Annotated in this window: 14 protein-coding genes; 5 read left to right on the plus strand and 9 right to left on the minus strand. The window is 43.8% G+C overall.

What is annotated here, in order from left to right; genetic code table 11:
- Positions 1–78: 78 nt before the first annotated feature.
- Genes FTT88_RS06295 through cysM form a run of 4 tightly spaced genes read right to left on the minus strand, consistent with a single transcriptional unit; the run spans position 79 to position 5,585 of the window.
- Complete coding sequence (locus FTT88_RS06295) at positions 79–2,385, minus strand: bifunctional (p)ppGpp synthetase/guanosine-3',5'-bis(diphosphate) 3'-pyrophosphohydrolase (protein ID WP_078194183.1); 2,307 nt, start codon at positions 2,383–2,385, stop codon at positions 79–81.
- 33 nt (positions 2,386–2,418) lie between these two features.
- Complete coding sequence (rlmD, locus tag FTT88_RS06300; protein WP_168378728.1) at positions 2,419–3,807, minus strand: 23S rRNA (uracil(1939)-C(5))-methyltransferase RlmD; 1,389 nt, start codon at positions 3,805–3,807, stop codon at positions 2,419–2,421.
- A 6-nt stretch (positions 3,808–3,813) separates the two neighbouring features.
- Positions 3,814–4,632 (minus strand): 3'-5' exonuclease, encoded by an 819-nt coding sequence (locus FTT88_RS06305; protein WP_180004601.1) that lies wholly within the window; start codon positions 4,630–4,632, stop codon positions 3,814–3,816.
- A 32-nt stretch (positions 4,633–4,664) separates the two neighbouring features.
- Positions 4,665–5,585 (minus strand): cysteine synthase CysM, encoded by a 921-nt coding sequence (gene cysM / locus FTT88_RS06310; protein ID WP_078191278.1) that lies wholly within the window; start codon positions 5,583–5,585, stop codon positions 4,665–4,667.
- A 153-nt stretch (positions 5,586–5,738) separates the two neighbouring features.
- Here cysM and FTT88_RS06315 point away from each other — a divergent pair, with 153 nt between their 5' ends.
- From FTT88_RS06315 to rsfS, 5 genes are all read left to right on the plus strand, one after another.
- Positions 5,739–8,546, plus strand: a complete 2,808-nt coding sequence (locus FTT88_RS06315) for an ATP-binding protein (RefSeq protein WP_180004602.1) — start codon at positions 5,739–5,741, stop codon at positions 8,544–8,546.
- 111 nt (positions 8,547–8,657) lie between these two features.
- Positions 8,658–9,446, plus strand: a complete 789-nt coding sequence (locus tag FTT88_RS06320) for a crotonase/enoyl-CoA hydratase family protein (protein WP_180004603.1) — start codon at positions 8,658–8,660, stop codon at positions 9,444–9,446.
- 32 nt (positions 9,447–9,478) lie between these two features.
- Positions 9,479–10,348, plus strand: coding sequence for an NAD(P)-dependent oxidoreductase (locus FTT88_RS06325; protein WP_180004604.1), 870 nt, complete (start codon positions 9,479–9,481; stop codon positions 10,346–10,348).
- Positions 10,349–10,390: 42 nt separating this feature from the next.
- Positions 10,391–11,188 carry a hydroxypyruvate isomerase family protein gene (locus FTT88_RS06330; RefSeq protein ID WP_078191282.1) on the plus strand — a complete coding sequence of 266 codons (798 nt, stop codon included), beginning with the start codon at positions 10,391–10,393 and terminating at the stop codon, positions 11,186–11,188.
- Positions 11,189–11,261: 73 nt separating this feature from the next.
- On the plus strand, positions 11,262–11,663 hold the full coding sequence (gene rsfS, locus FTT88_RS06335) for a ribosome silencing factor (protein ID WP_180004605.1): 402 nt from the start codon (positions 11,262–11,264) through the stop codon (positions 11,661–11,663).
- A 92-nt stretch (positions 11,664–11,755) separates the two neighbouring features.
- Here rsfS and FTT88_RS06340 read toward each other — a convergent pair whose 3' ends face one another.
- The 5 genes from FTT88_RS06340 to FTT88_RS06360 form a co-directional block, all read right to left on the minus strand.
- Positions 11,756–12,373 (minus strand): hypothetical protein, encoded by a 618-nt coding sequence (locus tag FTT88_RS06340; protein WP_180004606.1) that lies wholly within the window; start codon positions 12,371–12,373, stop codon positions 11,756–11,758.
- Positions 12,374–12,386: 13 nt separating this feature from the next.
- Positions 12,387–13,700, minus strand: coding sequence for an ammonium transporter (locus FTT88_RS06345; RefSeq protein ID WP_373683055.1), 1,314 nt, complete (start codon positions 13,698–13,700; stop codon positions 12,387–12,389).
- Positions 13,701–14,065: 365 nt separating this feature from the next.
- Positions 14,066–15,520, minus strand: a complete 1,455-nt coding sequence (locus tag FTT88_RS06350; protein ID WP_180004608.1) for an NAD(P)(+) transhydrogenase (Re/Si-specific) subunit beta — start codon at positions 15,518–15,520, stop codon at positions 14,066–14,068.
- A 3-nt stretch (positions 15,521–15,523) separates the two neighbouring features.
- Complete coding sequence (locus tag FTT88_RS06355) at positions 15,524–15,844, minus strand: proton-translocating transhydrogenase family protein (protein WP_078191287.1); 321 nt, start codon at positions 15,842–15,844, stop codon at positions 15,524–15,526.
- An 11-nt stretch (positions 15,845–15,855) separates the two neighbouring features.
- On the minus strand, positions 15,856–16,983 hold the full coding sequence (locus FTT88_RS06360; protein ID WP_180004609.1) for a Re/Si-specific NAD(P)(+) transhydrogenase subunit alpha: 1,128 nt from the start codon (positions 16,981–16,983) through the stop codon (positions 15,856–15,858).
- Between the last annotated feature and the right edge of the window lie 22 nt (positions 16,984–17,005).

The raw sequence follows: 17,005 nt of genomic DNA on the forward strand, positions 1-17,005 counted from the left end.
AACATTCAATTTTATAATTTCTCTCCCCCAATATAATAAAAAACCCGCACGCAGCGGGTTTTTTATACAATTTTATTTTTAGCTACCTTGTACCAAGCGACGTGCGCTGATAATGCCCGGTTGTTGCTCTAGACGTGCCAACAGTTTCGACAACTGCGCCAATCCCTTCACTTCAATCAATAACTTCATATTGGCAATACCATCACTTTCGGAAATCGTATTCACCTGACGAATGTTGATTTGGTCTGAGAAAATCACTTGAGTCAAATCTTTAAGCAAACCCCGACGGTCATAAGCTTCCACCACGATTTGCACACTTTGACCACGGGTTGGCTGCATTTCCCAATCCGCTTCAACCGCACGTTCAGGCTCTTGTCCAATCATACGGATATAATCCGGACATGCGACCTTATGGATACTCACGCCACGATTCAGGGTGATATAACCGGCAATCGATTCACCATGCACAGGCTGACAACACTGAGCAATGTGTAGTTCTACATTGTCCAGACCATCAATCAAAATACCATGCGCCGAAAGCGTATGACTTGCACGAGGGTTCAATGTCGGTTTTAACACCAGTTCAGGCTCATCCTGATCGAGGTGCATATGACGGTTAACCTGATTGATTAAGGCATGCAGGCTAATGTCACCACTCACCAAGCCAATCAAGATATCTTCACCCAATTTCACATTAAAATGATTGCAGTAATCATTCAAATCGATACTTTTCGGGTGAATCGCCAAACGTGACAATTCTTTATTCAGAATCTCACGTCCCACTTCCAAGTTTTTACTACGGTCTTGCTGACGGAACCAATGACGCAACTTATCACGTGCACGAGCCGTCTTGATATAACCCAGCGAGTTTACCAACCAATCTCGGTTAGGCTCACGATCTTTCTTGGTTAAAATCTCGACCTGTTCCCCAGTTTTTAGGGTATAGGTTAAAGGTACATAACGTTGGTTCACCCGTGCTGCATAGCACTTGTTGCCCACTTCAGTATGCACATGATAGGCAAAGTCGAGCACAGTCGAACCGCGTGGTAATTCTTTGATATCACCATCACGACTAAACACATAGATTTTCTCAAAATCTTCAAACTCTTGGATTTGTTCGAAGTTTTCAGAAGCCTCATCTTCTTTATGGGCGCTAGCATCATTTCGTTCTTGATAATGTTCAAGCACTGCACGCAAAGAATGTAAGCGATGATTAAATGAATAATCTGTGGTTTTAGAACCTTCTTTGTAGTTAAAGTGCGAACACACCCCGAGTTCAGCTTCTTCGTGCATATTGTGCGTACGAATTTGCACTTCTAAAGATTTGTTCTCTGCAATCACGGCCGTATGCAGTGAGCGATAACCATTGGCTTTCGGGTTGGTAATATAATCATCGAACTGATGCGGAATATGACGCCAAATCTGATGAACGATCCCCAGTGTGTGATAACACTCAGGTACATTATCCACCAGAACACGAACCGCTCGAATGTCATAAAGCTGATCAAAGCTCAGGTTCTTACTCTTCATTTTTCGATAAATCGAATAAATGTGTTTCACCCGACCATTAATCTCGGCCTCAATGCCATGATCTAATAGTTCTTTACGTAACTTTTCTGTCACGAACTGAATATATTGTTCACGCTCTAAACGTTTTTCATTCAGTAAAGAGGCAATTTCTTTATAGCGTTCAGGTGCTAGATAACGGAAAGCAAGATCTTCAAGCTCCCACTTAAGCTGTGCAATCCCTAAACGGTGCGCAAGCGGCGAGTAAATGGTTAAAATTTCTCGTGCGACACGCTCTTGACGCTCTTTGGTTGAGTGCGCCAACTCACGTAATGCATAGGTACGTTCAGAAAGTTTGATTAATACAACACGTACATCTTCGGTCACCGAAATCAGCATTTTATAAATGCCGGTCAAATGTTCACGTTGGTTATTATTAAAATGATCTTCTAGACGTTTATTTTGCTCAATCAGGTCAGACAACTTACCCATGGCAAGCGTGCCTTTCACCAAAGCATGCACTTGATCGCCAAATTTGCTTTGGACTTCTTCTAAACTGGTTACGCCTTCACGAACACTTCGATACAGCATGGCTGCTGATAACGTATCTTCATCCGCATACAGATGAGCAAGAATATCCGCCATTTCAATACCCGTATAGAAGGTATTCGAGCGATGGTTGACCGTTGTTTCAAGTTCATTCTGTAAGGTCAGATGTGCAACTTCTTCGAGTTGCTTTAGAGGAGCCCCGTCAAACATGCCACTCACACGCTCTAGCCATTCAGCCAAATCATGCTGTGCTTGCTCGGCATGTTCTACAGTCGTTTCCTGAGACAGCTCATTGAGACGTCCAGGTAATTGTTCACGTACTGTGACCATACCCTACTCCTAGTTTTCTACGCTTCATAACTTTTAATCGTTTATCTGATTTTCTTTTTCGAACAAAGCAATCGATTCGACATGCCCTGTATGGGTAAACATGTCCATGACACCCGCTTTTTTCAAACGGTAGCCTTGTTGTACCAGCATTCCAGCATCGCGTGCTAGTGTTGCAGGATTACATGACACATAAACGATTCTTTTTGCACCAAATTTGGGCACATAACGCATTATTTCTTCTGCACCAGAACGTGGTGGGTCTATCAATAATGCATCAAATCCTTGTTTTGCCCAAGAATGATGCGAAAAATCTTTTGTTAAATCTTGTGAATAAAATTTCAGTTGCGAAAGGCCATTGTTTTGTGCATTTTCTGCACCACGCTGAACCATTTCTTCACTCCCTTCAACTGCAACGACTTGACCCGTTGAACCCACACATTGAGCAAGTGGTAAAGAAAAGTTTCCTAAGCCACAAAACAGATCTAGAACTCGCTCACCCTGTTGTAACTGAAGCAATTCACATGCCAGTTTCACCATTTGCGGATTAATCGTGGAATTCACTTGCGTGAAGTCCTGAGGATTAAAGCCAAATTTCACAGCAAAGTCACTTAGACCATAGTGCAGACGCATCGGTGCATCGGGATGATCCACACGATGTAAGCTGTCTGGCCCTTCAGGTTGTAAGTACAGTTGCCACTCTTTATGTAACGCAAATTTTACTAATTGGTTGACATCTTCCGCGCAAAGTTCCGCCGTATGACGAATCAGGAGAGCAATTTCTTGATCTCCCATGGCCAGTTCCATATGCCCAATATCTGCTTTACCTTGCAAACTTTGTAACAATTGTTTGAGTGTGGTGATTGAGCCAAACTCACGATCCAACACCATACAACGGTCAATCGAAGTCAGCTTATTTGACTGGCTCTCACGAAAGCCGACCACGAGCTTATCTTTTGCAGGTAGGTAACGCACACCAATACGTGCTTTGCGACGGTAGTCTTCACGCAATGAACGTAAAGGAGCTAACCATTGATCAGGCTGAATGCCGGCAAAATGTTGCAAATGTGATTGTAAAACATCTTGTTTTAAACGAATTTGCTCGTCGGGATGGATATGTTGCATGCTACAACCACCGCAGACCCCATAATGTGGGCAGGCCGGTTTTACTCGTAGTGTAGACTCTTCGCTCAGCAATTCCAGACTGTCTGCTTCTTCAAGACGCTTAACGACATTGGTAATACGCGCACGCACTGTTTCACCCGGCAAGGCATAACGAATAAATACTTTCTTACCGTGTTTTTCTGTAGGATGATCTGGATGCGTCCCAAAGTGCGCTATGCCTCGCCCCTCATGTGAAAGCGATTCAACCTGAAATGTATAAATGGGTTGTTGGGCTTTTTGGGGTTTGGCTTTGTGTTTCATGCGTACCTAATGTGTGGAAGATGGGAAATCAGATTGAGTGAATTCGGTACGTTGCGAGGTTTGCTGCCATACCGATAAAAAGTCAGCGTGTTGCGGCTGAGTTTGTAAATATTGAATCGTACTTTGAATCAAGTGCTGATGATCATTTAACAATAACTGTCCTTTCAGCAACAGCCAGCGTAAATAAATCAACCATGTATTGAGCACATCACCTTCACAGTAGCTGGTCAGTTCCATCCACTGTTGTTCACGCACATATTCAGGCACATGGTAGCCACCATCACCACGTTTACCGGGGAAACCAAGTAAATGTGCTGCATCGTCGAGCTTTTGAAAATGACGACCATGGAACATGGCCATGACATCCATCAAATCTACATGACGATGATGATAACGATTCTGGTAGTTATTATAGCGCTTTTGCGTATCAATCTCGCCCTGATCGAACAAACTTGGTGCAGATAGTCCGTGATACATGGCACGGAACAAAATCACAGGCAAATCAAACTGTGAACCGTTCCAACTGACCAAGGTCGGATGACGCTTTTCAAAAATAGAAACGAATTTTTTTAAAATTTCAGCTTCGCTATTGTCTTCACGGCTAAATGAAAACAACTTCATGCCCTTTTCATCAATCCATAGTCCAGAGATACAGACAATTTCATGCAAGGCCAAACGCTGAAAATCCGTGCCCGCCTCTTGGCGACGCAGTTTAGTCAGCGCAGCATCTAGATCCACCTCAGGCAGATCCAGTCCATACAAATGCGCACCTGACTTCAAATCTGTCAGTGTTTCGATATCAAAAATTAAAACAGGTAAACGCATAAGTACTCACCAGTGCCGTTCGGCCACTGTAATTATTCAGGATCAACAACAGAGAATAGACCAGTAGACAAGTAACGGTCACCACGGTCACATACGATGCAAACAATCACGGCATCCGGATTTTCTTCAGCCAATTTAACTGAAGCCCATACCGCACCACCCGATGATGTACCTGCACTGATACCTTCTGTACGCGCTAAACGACGAGCCGTTTTTTCCGCTTCAATTTGCGGAATATCCATAATACGATCAACACGTGAAGGGTCAAAAATCGTAGGAAGATATTCTTGTGGCCAACGGCGAATACCAGCAATGTTTGAGCCTTCAGACGGCTGTAAACCGACAATTTGAATATCCGGATTTTGTTCTTTTAAATATTTCGAAATCCCCATAATGGTCCCGGTGGTTCCCATAGAGCTGACGAAATGTGTAATTTTACCGCCCGTTTGTTTCCAAATTTCTGGACCCGTAGTGAGGTAATGTGCTTCTACATTGTCTGGGTTACCAAATTGGTTTAGGACTAAACCTTTGCCGTCTTTTTCCATTTGAAGGGCAAGATCACGTGCTTCTTCCATGTTTTCAGATTCGATCAGTTCAGCACCGTAGGCACGCATGGCATCTTTACGCTCTTGGCTAGAACTTGCAGGCATGATCAAGGTCATTTTATAGCCACGCATTGCAGCAACCATGGCTAAAGCAATCCCTGTATTTCCGCTCGTCGCTTCAATCAACGTATCACCCGGTTTAATCTGACCACGCTTTTCCGCTTGCATAATCATGTTATATGCAGGGCGGTCTTTGACCGAACCCGCTGGGTTATTGCCTTCTAACTTGGCTAATACTGTTGCTTGAGTATGACTTGCCAGACGCTGTAAACGCACTAACGGCGTGTTGCCGACGTAATGGTCTAATAAAAAATCGTCTGCTTGAAAATCAGGGGTTGTATTACTCATTATTCACACCTATATCGAGGTGCGCCTATTGTATGAAAAAATGCCTTTGCCTGCACCCATTTGCCTCGCTTTTTCGCGAAAGTGATTAAAGCACAATCAGTTTTAAATAATCCATGCTAATATTCGGGGCATAAGGAATAAACTGCTTAAACCATGTCAAATATCAACAAAAAGCTTTTTAAACGCCTACACTTAAATCATGCCTATGGTCAGTTGATTGCACTTATTTTCGTGCCGATCACCATTTTGGCTTGTGTCGGTGCGATGTTGGTAATAACAGAAACCTCCAATGCAGCCAAAGCACAACAAAAACAGATGGCTGTCGCGATCCTGACGCGCTATCAACCCACGTCAGAATCTGCCATAGAGTTGCTCAACCATTATCCGTGGCAATTTGATCAAGCTCGTAATGCCATGCAAAGCATGTTGAACGAAAAACATTTGATTCGTGCTGCGATTTTAGATCTTAAAGGCAACAACCGCCTGAGCATTGGCTTTCAAGATCAAGATATTTGGCCTGCTTTTGACAGTAAAGCGTCTTTTATTGGACCGATTGCACATCAGGGCAACCATATTTATGCCCTGAAAATTTCAGATTCAACCCAGACGCCGGCATGGTTAAGCATTGAACTGGACAATCAACCGCTGCAAATTGCCCGCTATCGCGTGTTAATCGTATTGATTGCAACGGGTTTATTGACGCTCTTATTACTTTTGCTGTGTTTGAATTTTTATTCACGTCGTTGGATCGCACCAATGTACGAAATTCGCATGCAGTTACAACGTTTAAATGCCGACACTCTAGATCAGCACATGATCATTAACAGTACTGGCGAACTTCGTTTATTACAGCGTGATATTGCCAATGTGGTTAAACGCTTACATTTCAGTTTCTTAGAGTTACGTGAACATACCGAACAAACGGAAGATGACTTAAGACGCACGCTTGATACTTTAGAGGTGCAAAACATCACCTACCGTCAAGCACGTGACCAAGCGATCCATGCCAATCAGTCGAAGTCGGTGTTCTTGGCCAATATTTCCCATGAACTGCGCACGCCACTCAACAGTATTGATGGCTTTATTCATCTTTTACTGCGCCAAGGCAACCTCAGTAATGAGCAAAATTTATATCTACAAACGATTCGTAAATCTTCTGCGCATTTATTGGCTTTAATTAATGACGTGCTCGATTTCTCCAAAATTGATGCCGGCAAACTAGAACTCGAAACTGCGCAATTTGACTTAGAAGAAGCCGTCTTTGATGTGATGGATATGTTGTCGCCATTGGCAGCACAAAAACACATCGATATGACCTTCTACTATGCGGACAATGTGCCGAAATTTGTGGTTGGTGATGTCCTACGCTTCAAGCAAATTTTGACCAACTTAATTTCAAATGCAATTAAATTCACTCCAGATGGTGAAATTATTGTCCGTGTCCGTATGGAGCATGATGACATCGGTCAATGTCTGCTGCACTTTAGTGTGCAAGACAGTGGTATCGGCCTAAGCGGTACCGACCGTAAGAAACTGTTTGAATCCTTCTCGCAAGGTGATGCATCTGTTACCCGTCAATTTGGTGGTACAGGTTTAGGTCTTGCCATCTCCAAACAATTAGTCAGCCTGATGCATGGACAAATTGGTTTTGAAGATAACCAAGAACGTGCCCCAACAGAAAAAGGTTCAACCTTCTGGTTTACTGCGCGCTTTGTGGTCGATGAAGAAATTGAAATTGTGCATCCACAATTTAGCAATCTACAAGTCGTTTCCTACTTAGCACATCCAGCAACCGCCAATGTCCTGCGTCATTACTTAGAAAATTATGATGTTGAACATATTGAAACGCAGTCGATCCTTGATTTATTTAGTCGACTCAATCAGCTAAAAACCAATGAAAATACCTGGTTGATCGTCGATCACAGTGGTGACTCCGAAGCCTTACTGAAAGAAATTCGTCATCGTTATAGCGGTAACTTAGCGGTTTATGGCTACCAAATGATGCTCGATCCAAGCATGTTGAACGAGTACCGTGCTCGCCCATTGCATCAACCACTCAGCCGTACAGCGCTGATTCAGTTATTGAGTAATGAGCCTTGGTTTGATCAAGAGCAGCATGAAGAATTTAATGGTCAAGGTCTGCACATTTTGGCTGTCGACGACCATTTGCCAAACCTGATTGTGCTTGAAGCCCTGCTCTCTGAGTTAAATGTGAAAACCACCAAGGCTTTGAGTGGACAAGAAGCCATTGAAATCATTCAAGCTCGCCAAGAGCAAGGTTTGGGGGCTTTTGACCTCATCTTTATGGATATTCAAATGCCTGTGATGTCAGGTGTCGATACCACGCGTGCCATTCGTTCTCTTGAGTCGACCTTTGAAAATCATAAGCGCCTTCCAATTATCGCTTTGACGGCACATGCGCTCTCTGATGAAAAACAAAAGCTTCTGCAAAGTGGTATGGATGACTATGTCACAAAGCCCATTCAAATGGATCAAATTATTCAAATCTTGACCCAATGGACTACCGATAACTTTAAGAAAGTGCCGGTTTTAGAGCGCAGTTCAGTGATTGAAGCCCTAGAGCCGAGCATTTTAGATTGGCAACAAAGCTTGCAGTTGGCCGCGAATAAAGAAGACCTTGCAGTCGATTTACTGAAAATGCTCGTCGATAGCTTTGAGCAAGAAATCCATGAAATGGCACAGCTCATCGAAGATGAAGATTTCCCACAATTAGAGCATGTGCTACATCGGCTTTATGGTGCAACCCGCTATGTGGGCGCTCCGACCCTCCAAGAGGTTTCAGGTCAATTTGAGCAATTTGTATCGACCTTACGTAAGGAACGCCGTAAAGCAGATGAAGCTTTTGTTCAAGAAACCCTGAACCGTTTTGATGAGTTAAAAAATGTCATGAGGCAAGTTGAACACGCGGCTCAACAAATCTTAGCCAAACAAAATAATTAAGCGCAGTCCGACTAAAGTCAGTGCCGTCCAGCTTCTGTTGTGACTGCACTGTCATGTATCCTGTCAGGGTGCATGCTATGCTCGGGCGCAGAAACAACAAGAGTAATTACCATGGCTTTATTACGTGTAGAAAAAAATAATGGCATTGCAACGGTTTACTTAAACCGTCCAGAAAAACGTAATGCAATGAGCTTTGCATTGCTCAAAGAATTGGTTAGCACCGCTGAAAAATTAAAAAAAGATCGTAGCTTACGCTGTGTCATTTTAACCGGTGAAGCCAATGTATTTAGTGCTGGCATTGATTTGGCTGACCTCAATGATCCGAAAAATCGTGCCTATGCCGCGTGGGAACTGTTAAAGCCCGGTCAAAGTTTATTTCAAAAAGCCTTTTTGATTTGGCAACAACTTCCTGTGCCGGTGATTGCCGCACTTGAAGGCTTTTGTTTTGGTGCAGGCATGCAACTTGCCTTGGCTGCCGATATCCGTATTGCCCACCCGAAAACGCAAATGTCGATTATGGAAAGTCGTTGGGGCTTAGTCCCTGATATGGGTTTAACCCGCTCGCTCAAAGGTGTGATTGGACTGGATTTAGCCAAAGAATTAACCCTTACAGCACGTATTTTTGACGCAGAATATGCCAAGGATATTGGCTTAGTGACGCATTTAAATGTACAGCCTTTGCTTCAGGCACAGCAGTTAGCCGAAGAATTATCGCAACGTTCACCAGATGCCTTGGCAGCGGCAAAACAAGTGCTAGATGCTATGGAACATAGTCCAAAACGCTCTTTACGCTTAGAAAAAATCTGGCAATTTAAATTACTGCTCGGCAAAAACAGCCAATTGGCACGTAAAAAAGATAAGAACCCAGAGGTTCAGTTTTTACCACGCCAATATAAGTAAAATAGTCACACAGGATAGATTGAGTACAGCACATGGCGTTTGATCGTAATACAAAAATTGCATTTCTAGGTATGGGGCTGATGGGTAGCCGTATGGCCACGCGTCTCATTCAGGCAGGATTTGAAGTTGCGGTATGGAACAGAACTGCCGCTGCGTGTGATGAGTTGATTGCGATTGGCGCGACAGCGCTTCAATTGGACAAGATTGCCCATTATCCTGTGGTTTTATCTTGTCTCGCAGATGATGCTGCTGTTGCCGCGGTGTATGCAAGCATCGAAACCCATTTAGCGGCAGGACAAATTATTGTCGACTTCTCGAGTCTTTCTGTGAATCAATCCCATCAATTGGCTCAAGCTGCAAAGTTGAAACAAGTCACTTGGATTGACTCTCCTGTTTCGGGGGGCACAGCAGGTGCTGAACAAGGCACTTTGGTCATCTTTGCCGGTGGTGATGCTCAAACGATTCAAGATTTGAGTCTGATTTACAATGTTTTATCTCAACGTGTTACCCGCATGGGCGACTCAGGTACAGGTCAAGCCACCAAAATTTGTAATCAGCTGATCGTTGCTGCCAATAGTACGTTAATCGCCGAAGCCGTTGCATTGGCCGAGAAATCAGGTGTAGACACCACGTTATTAGCACCAGCGCTTGCCGGTGGTTTTGCAGACTCAAAACCTTTTCAGATTTTAACTCCACGTATGGCCTCGCATCAGTTCGAACCCGTGCAATGGAAAGTTCAAACTTTATCTAAAGACCTGAATAATGCAGTCCAACTGGCCGCCGAGTTTGAGTTAAGCATCCCTGTTGCCAGCCTTGCTTTATCGCAACTCAAAGCCCATCAGGACAATGGTTTTGCAGAAAAAGATTTAGCCACCATCATTCAACATGTCGAACAAAACTAACGACTTTCACTTTAGAAGTAAATTGCTTCAAGGACGATATACATGACTCAGCTCGCGGTTAATTTATCCATGATTTTTACCGAAGTGCCGTTGTTAGAGCGTTTTGCTTTGGCTCGTGAACATGGTTTTAAGCATGTAGAAATTCAGTTTCCGTATGAGCTGAGTATTGAGCAAATCCAAACCCAGCTCACTATCAATGATTTAAGCCTGTGTTTAATCAATGTCCCTGCGGGTGATTTGATGCAAGGCGGCGATGGTCTTGCGGGAGTTCCGGGGCGTGAAAATCAATTTCATCAGGCCTTAGAGCAATGTATTCGCTATGCCACTGCGTTAAATGTACCGAGTGTCAATATTTTAGCCGGCAAACAGCCCCAAGATGCAGACTTACTCCCATGTTTAAATACCTTGTCGAGCAACCTTAAACTGGCATGCCACATGTTGTCCGAACATCATATTCAACCGGTATTTGAAATGATTAATGGCACTGATATGCCGCGCTTTTTGGTGCAAAATATTGCCCAAGCTCAGGAAATGCTTGAAGCTGTACAACACTCTACTTTGAAGATGCAATATGACTGCTACCACATGGCGATGATGGGTGAAGATATTCTCAGTACTTTGGCAGAAAATATTCAGGATATCGGTCACATACAGTTTGCTGACTGTCCGGGGCGACATGAACCTGACTCAGCGCAGATTCCATTTGCAGAGATTTTTAAATGGTTAGATCAAAGCCAATATACAGGTTACATCGCGGCTGAATACCGACCACGAAGCAACTCATCACATTCTTTTGCGTGGAAAGACAAATACTTCCCTCATTTAGCCAATGGTCAATGACGTGTTGATTTGAAATTCAGCAACAAAACCGCTATATTAGATCATGTAAAATTGTCAGGAAATCATACCCTCTATGAATTTAGAACCATCGCCCAGCGCTTCTAATTCTCTCGATCTCGCAAAATCAACGCAAATCAAAGACGTACAAGCGTGCTTAGCTGTTGTACGTAAAGCACTTGAAGATGTAAAAGCCAAAGATATTATTGAACTTGATATCAGCACTATCAGCAACGTAGCAGATGCGATTGTTATTGCAAGCGGTACTTCAACTCGTCACATTAAGTCTCTTGCAGACAACGTGGCAGAAGAAGCACGTAAAGCTGGATTCCGCCCTATCGGTGTTGAAGGCGAACGTGATGCAGAATGGATCCTGATTGATCTCGGTTTTGTAGTGGTACATGTGATGTTACCTACAGCACGTAAATTCTATGATTTAGAAAGCTTATGGCGTACAGCTCCAGAAACTGTAGCTTAAGCTTCCAGAAAAAAGCGACCTAATTAGGTCGCTTTTTTTATCCCTTCACTTTATACACGGACAATCAGCTTCATGGTGTTTTACCCCCGACACTAAAGCAGTTGGTGTAAATCCACCTCAGGATAATTGGCTTTAATTTTCAGCTTGGTTTGTGCATAAACTTGGTCTGCACGCATCGGGCCATAAAAGTCACAATACACTTCATAAATGCTTGTTAAAACTTTGGCATAACTGGTCAAGGGCAAAAACTCGACAAAACTCGCCGTATTAATTTGTGCATTTGCTGCAATTGCCAGCCCAATTTCTTCTAATTGCTCAATCACATCTTGGATGAAATCAGCTTGATCTTTAGACTTCACCGTCAGCATGACTGACTCGATAAAGCCTAAAAAGGCCTCGCTAATCGTTTCTGCAATGAGCTCGTCTTCTTGTACCTGCTCCTGTGGTTTTTCAACCCTTAACAGTTCCTGCTTTTCTAAGGTAGATAACTCATACAAAACTTGCTTCAGCATATCTTTACGATAAAAGCGAAGCTCCTCGGTGGTACAGATTTCATTTAAGAAGCGATTCAAGACAAATGACGGTTTCATACTGTACTGCTGCTCCCAGTGCCGTAGCGCACTGTCGAGTAAAGTCCCATGAATAAATTGTTGTAAGCCTTTTTCTAAAGCTTCGCGGCGTTGTGCCAAATTCAACAGTTCGGTACTCATTGCTTTACTCCTGTTAATGACGCTTGGTCATATCATCCGTTTCAAAAGTCACATCTTTTTGAAACTCGGGATAAGACAATTCAGCATGTTCGGTATAGTCCAAACCACGTTGTTCATGTTGCTTACTCACCCGTAAGCCACCCAACAATTTGTCCAAGACCTTAAATACAATGAACGCAACGCCAAAGCCCCATAAAAAGGCTGCAATCACTCCAAGCCCTTGTATCGCGATGACATCGCCATTAAACATATTATTTTCAAGGAAGATCCCTGCAGCCAATGTTCCCCATGCGCCACAGAAACCATGTACCGTCACCGCATCCACTACATCATCCAGTTTCATTTTTTCCATGAGCATTGGCAGGAAGGTCACCATAATACCTGCACATAACCCGGTGATGACCGCATACAGTGGAGACATCGTTGCACAGCCTGCCGTAATGGCAACCAAGCCACCCAGTGAGGCATTGATCGTGCTGCGGATCAAAATGGCTTTAGATCGGATGAGGCAGAGCAACATGTATGCAACCGCTGCCGCACACGCTGCAAGATGCGTATTTAAAGCAATACGTCCTACGCTGACATTGGCATTAATGGTCGAGCCTGCATTAAAACCAAACCATGCTAACCATAAAATAAAACCACCTAATGCTACTAATGGTAAGTTATGCCCCGGTAAATAATGGCTTTGCCCATTACGTCCAAATCGCCCCAAACGTGGACCCAGTACGATTATGCCCGCTAAAGCTACCCAGCCACCCATCGAATGCACCACGGTCGAACCTGCAAAATCGATAAACCCGAGTGCTTTTAACCAACCGTCTCCACCAAATAAACTGCCCCATGCCCAACTACCAAAGACAGGATAAATCAGACCTGACACAACGGCAGCACTCACCACATAAGCCACAAAATGAATCCGCTCCGCCATGGCACCACTGGCAATAGTGGTTGCCGTTGCAGCAAACATCATTTGGAAAAATAGAAGGTTCCAGTGCCAATCATCCAGTTGATCGGGTGCAAAATGACTTAAGCCAAACCAGCCCGTGGTATTTACACCAAACATCAGACCAAAACCCACCAACCAAAACACCAGACCACCCAAGCAGGCATCCATGTAGTTTTTCATGAGTACATTCACGGTATTTTTACTGCGAACTGAACCACTTTCGATCATGGCAAATCCGGCTTGCATAAAGAACACCAAGATACCGCCCAGTACCACCCAAATACTGTCGAGCGAGATACGAATTTCTTGAATATTACTGGCGATTTGCGGGTCATCTGCCCATGCAGTCGATGTCAGGACACTCAGAAACAGTGCCATCAAGTATGTTTTTTTCATGATTATTCCCCCAAGAATAACCATGCTGTGCAAAAAGAATACCAAATTTTAGACAATTAATTATTTTTCAATGCATTGCGTCACAAAACCAGTTCGCGACAATGTTGTGAATCACTGAGATCAACTCTAATGAAACAAAACAGCGCATCAATCTGCACCTTGTTTTCAAAATACGCATCAATTTGATTCAAGCACCTGATGCGCTAAATATTTGTGCACTTTTAGTGTGAAGCATCAATTAATCAAAAGCGAAGAAAATAAAAGCAAAGAAAACAAAAAACCACCCGAAGGTGGTTTTAAATCTTCCTCAATCCCGCTTTATCACAGCGGGACTTTGGGAGCATGGATTAATGACCGCCGCCATTAATGGCTTTTGTCATATCTTCCACAACTTTCTTCGCATCACCGAAGATCATCATCGTTTTATCGTTATAGAACAAGTCATTATCTAGACCTGCGTAGCCTGTAGCCATAGAACGTTTGATCACCATAATGGTACGTGCTTTATGCGCTTCAAGGATTGGCATACCGTAAATTGGAGAACTTGGATCGTCTTTTGCCGCTGGGTTCACAACGTCATTCGCACCAATCACCAGTACTACATCTGTTGCTGGGAAGTCTGAGTTGATCTCGTCCATTTCAAGAATGTCTTCGTATGCAACATCAGCTTCAGCTAAAAGTACGTTCATGTGACCCGGCATACGACCTGCCACTGGGTGAATCGCAAAACGAACTTTTACACCTTGTTCTTTTAAGATTTCACACAATTCTTTCACGGCATTTTGTGCACGACCTTGCGCCATACCATAACCCGGTACGATCACCACGCTGTCCGCATTTGACATTAAGAAACCAGCATCGTCTGCAGAACCTGAACGGTGATTACGCTGTGCTTTTTCACCATTATCCGCCGCCGCTACTGCTGTACCACCCATTGCACCACCAAACAAAACGTTGATGATTGAACGGTTCATGGCTTTACACATGATGTAAGACAGAATTGCACCCGATGAACCAACCAGTGAACCTGCAACAATCAGCATGTTGTTTTCAAGCGTGAAACCAATCCCTGCTGCTGCCCAACCTGAGAATGAGTTCAGTAGCGATACCACCACTGGCATATCACCACCGCCTACAGGTGCAATCCATACCCAACCAAATGCAAGTGCAAGAACAGTCATTGCCCAGAAAGCATTCATGTTGCCTGTGGTAAAGAAGTAGATACCACACGCCAACATCGCAAGGAAAACTAAGGCTTGAACAGGTTTTACCCATCCACCTGAAATGGTTTTTGCCCATTTCTTCGCAGCCAATTTACCGTAAGCAAATACCGACGCTGTGAATGTAATCGCACCAACGAAACAGCCTACAAACAATTCAAATAAATGAACTTTGCTCATGTGGGCATGTTCTACACCCGCTGCTGTTAATACCGCTTCATTTTCCGCGAATGCCGCAGTCAATTGGTTGTTATGTAGAATCGCAGCGATCGCAATCAGTACCGCAGCCAAACCGACCAATGAGTGCATCAGTGCCACAGTTTCAGGCATTTGCGTCATCGGAACTGTTTTTGCACGTGCAATACCAACGACCGCACCCAACACCATTGCACCCACAATCATCCAAATCACTGGATGATCTGCGACAAAGAATGTAGTAATTACAGCAATTGCCATTGCGATCATGCCATAACGGTTACCTTGAATCGCAGTTTTTGGACCAGACAAACCACGCAACGTTAAGATAAAAAGAACGGCACCAATCAGGTAGAACCAATCCGCATATTCTTTAATGAATTCCATGGATTAACCCTCTTTTTTCTTTTGCTTAGGTTTGAACATTTCAAGCATACGTGCAGTCACCGCAAAGCCACCAAAAATGTTGATACTTGCAAGGAAAACGGCAATCGCACCTAAAATACTCACCACGTTAATGCTTTGGAACTGTACGCTTGCATCCACAATACCTGGGATACCAACGGTTTGAATCATCGCACCAACGATAATGATCGAGGACAAAGCATTGGTTACAGCCATTAATGGTGTATGTAGTGCAGGTGTTACCCCCCAAACCACGTAGTAACCAACAAAGATTGCCAAGACAAAAATAGTAATCGTTTCAACCATGATGATTCTCCTTAACCACGTTTCAGCAGCACTTGGCCGCCATGAGTGACAAGTAGTGCTTTTTGAATTTCTTCTTCAGGGTTAATTGCGAAGTTCTTTTCGCTATCAAACAGGGTTTCAATGAAATTCAAAACGTTACGTGCATACAGTGCCGACGCTTCAGTCGAAACTGTTGAAGGAATATTTGGAATACCGAGAATTTTCACACCATTGGCAGTCACGACATTTTCGCCGCAAACAGAACCTTCAACGTTACCGCCAGTTTCAACCGCCATATCTAGAATGATTGAGCCCGGTTTCATTTTGGCAATAGTTTCTGCTTTGATTAAACGTGGTGCGTCACGACCCGGCAATAATGCAGTCGTAATCACGATGTCAGCATTCGATACGGCTTTATCAACAATAATCGCTTGGTCGCGAATGTAGTCTTCACCCGGCATCCAGCCATAACCATTTTTCGCAGCATCAGCTGCGTTTTGTTGCTCTTCTGGTGACATTGGTACGTCTAACCATTTACCACCCAAAGATTCAACTTGGTCACGTGCTGTAGGACGTAAGTCAGTGGCTTCAACTACGGCACCTAAACGTTTCGCTGTTGCAATGGCTTGTAAGCCTGCGACACCTACGCCCATGATCACAACACGTGCAGGTTTTACTGTACCTGCTGCTGTCATCAACATTGGGAACATACGTTGATATTCTGCCGCAGCCAAAAGCACAGATTTATAACCTGAAAGGTTGGCTTGAGATGAAAGTACGTCCATGTTTTGCGCACGAGATAAGGTCCGTGGCAAAAGTTCCAATGCAAATGCAGACACGTTTTGTGACGCAAATTGGTCAAGTTCGGTGTTGCGGTAAGGGTCAAACATCCCCACAACGGTGGTACCCGCTGTGAGTTTTTGAATTTCGTCACCTTTAGGTGCACGAACTTTCAAAATCATTTGACTACCGGTATAGGCATCATCCGTAATTTTGGCACCAACTTGTTCATAGGCACTATCGATGTAAGCAGCTTTTACCCCTGCCCCACGTTCAATAACGACGCTATGACCAGCGCTGATCAACTTCTTTACTGTTTCAGGCGTCGCAGCGACGCGATTTTCACCGACAACAGTTTCGGCTGGAATTCCGATCTGCATGAGCGTTCCTCAAGCTAATTTT

The organism is Acinetobacter sp. YH01024 (assembly GCF_013420195.1).
GTDB classification, from domain to species: Bacteria; Pseudomonadota; Gammaproteobacteria; order Pseudomonadales; family Moraxellaceae; genus Acinetobacter; species Acinetobacter amyesii.

Excerpts from the sequence above, each read along its gene's own strand:
- FTT88_RS06325 (WP_180004604.1), top strand. The coding sequence starts at position 9,479 with ATGGCGTTTGATCGTAATACAAAAATTGCATTTCTAGGTATGGGGCTG.
- FTT88_RS06305 (WP_180004601.1), bottom strand. The coding sequence starts at position 4,632 with ATGCGTTTACCTGTTTTAATTTTTGATATCGAAACACTGACAGATTTG.
- FTT88_RS06330 (WP_078191282.1), top strand. The coding sequence starts at position 10,391 with ATGACTCAGCTCGCGGTTAATTTATCCATGATTTTTACCGAAGTGCCG.
- FTT88_RS06295 (WP_078194183.1), bottom strand. The coding sequence starts at position 2,385 with ATGGTCACAGTACGTGAACAATTACCTGGACGTCTCAATGAGCTGTCT.
- FTT88_RS06320 (WP_180004603.1), top strand. The coding sequence starts at position 8,658 with ATGGCTTTATTACGTGTAGAAAAAAATAATGGCATTGCAACGGTTTAC.
- FTT88_RS06340 (WP_180004606.1), bottom strand. The coding sequence starts at position 12,373 with ATGAGTACCGAACTGTTGAATTTGGCACAACGCCGCGAAGCTTTAGAA.
- FTT88_RS06355 (WP_078191287.1), bottom strand. The coding sequence starts at position 15,844 with ATGGTTGAAACGATTACTATTTTTGTCTTGGCAATCTTTGTTGGTTAC.
- rsfS (WP_180004605.1), top strand. The coding sequence starts at position 11,262 with ATGAATTTAGAACCATCGCCCAGCGCTTCTAATTCTCTCGATCTCGCA.
- FTT88_RS06345 (WP_373683055.1), bottom strand. The coding sequence starts at position 13,700 with ATGGCACTGTTTCTGAGTGTCCTGACATCGACTGCATGGGCAGATGAC.
- FTT88_RS06360 (WP_180004609.1), bottom strand. The coding sequence starts at position 16,983 with ATGCAGATCGGAATTCCAGCCGAAACTGTTGTCGGTGAAAATCGCGTC.
- rlmD (WP_168378728.1), bottom strand. The coding sequence starts at position 3,807 with ATGAAACACAAAGCCAAACCCCAAAAAGCCCAACAACCCATTTATACA.
- FTT88_RS06350 (WP_180004608.1), bottom strand. The coding sequence starts at position 15,520 with ATGGAATTCATTAAAGAATATGCGGATTGGTTCTACCTGATTGGTGCC.
- FTT88_RS06315 (WP_180004602.1), top strand. The coding sequence starts at position 5,739 with ATGTCAAATATCAACAAAAAGCTTTTTAAACGCCTACACTTAAATCAT.
- cysM (WP_078191278.1), bottom strand. The coding sequence starts at position 5,585 with ATGAGTAATACAACCCCTGATTTTCAAGCAGACGATTTTTTATTAGAC.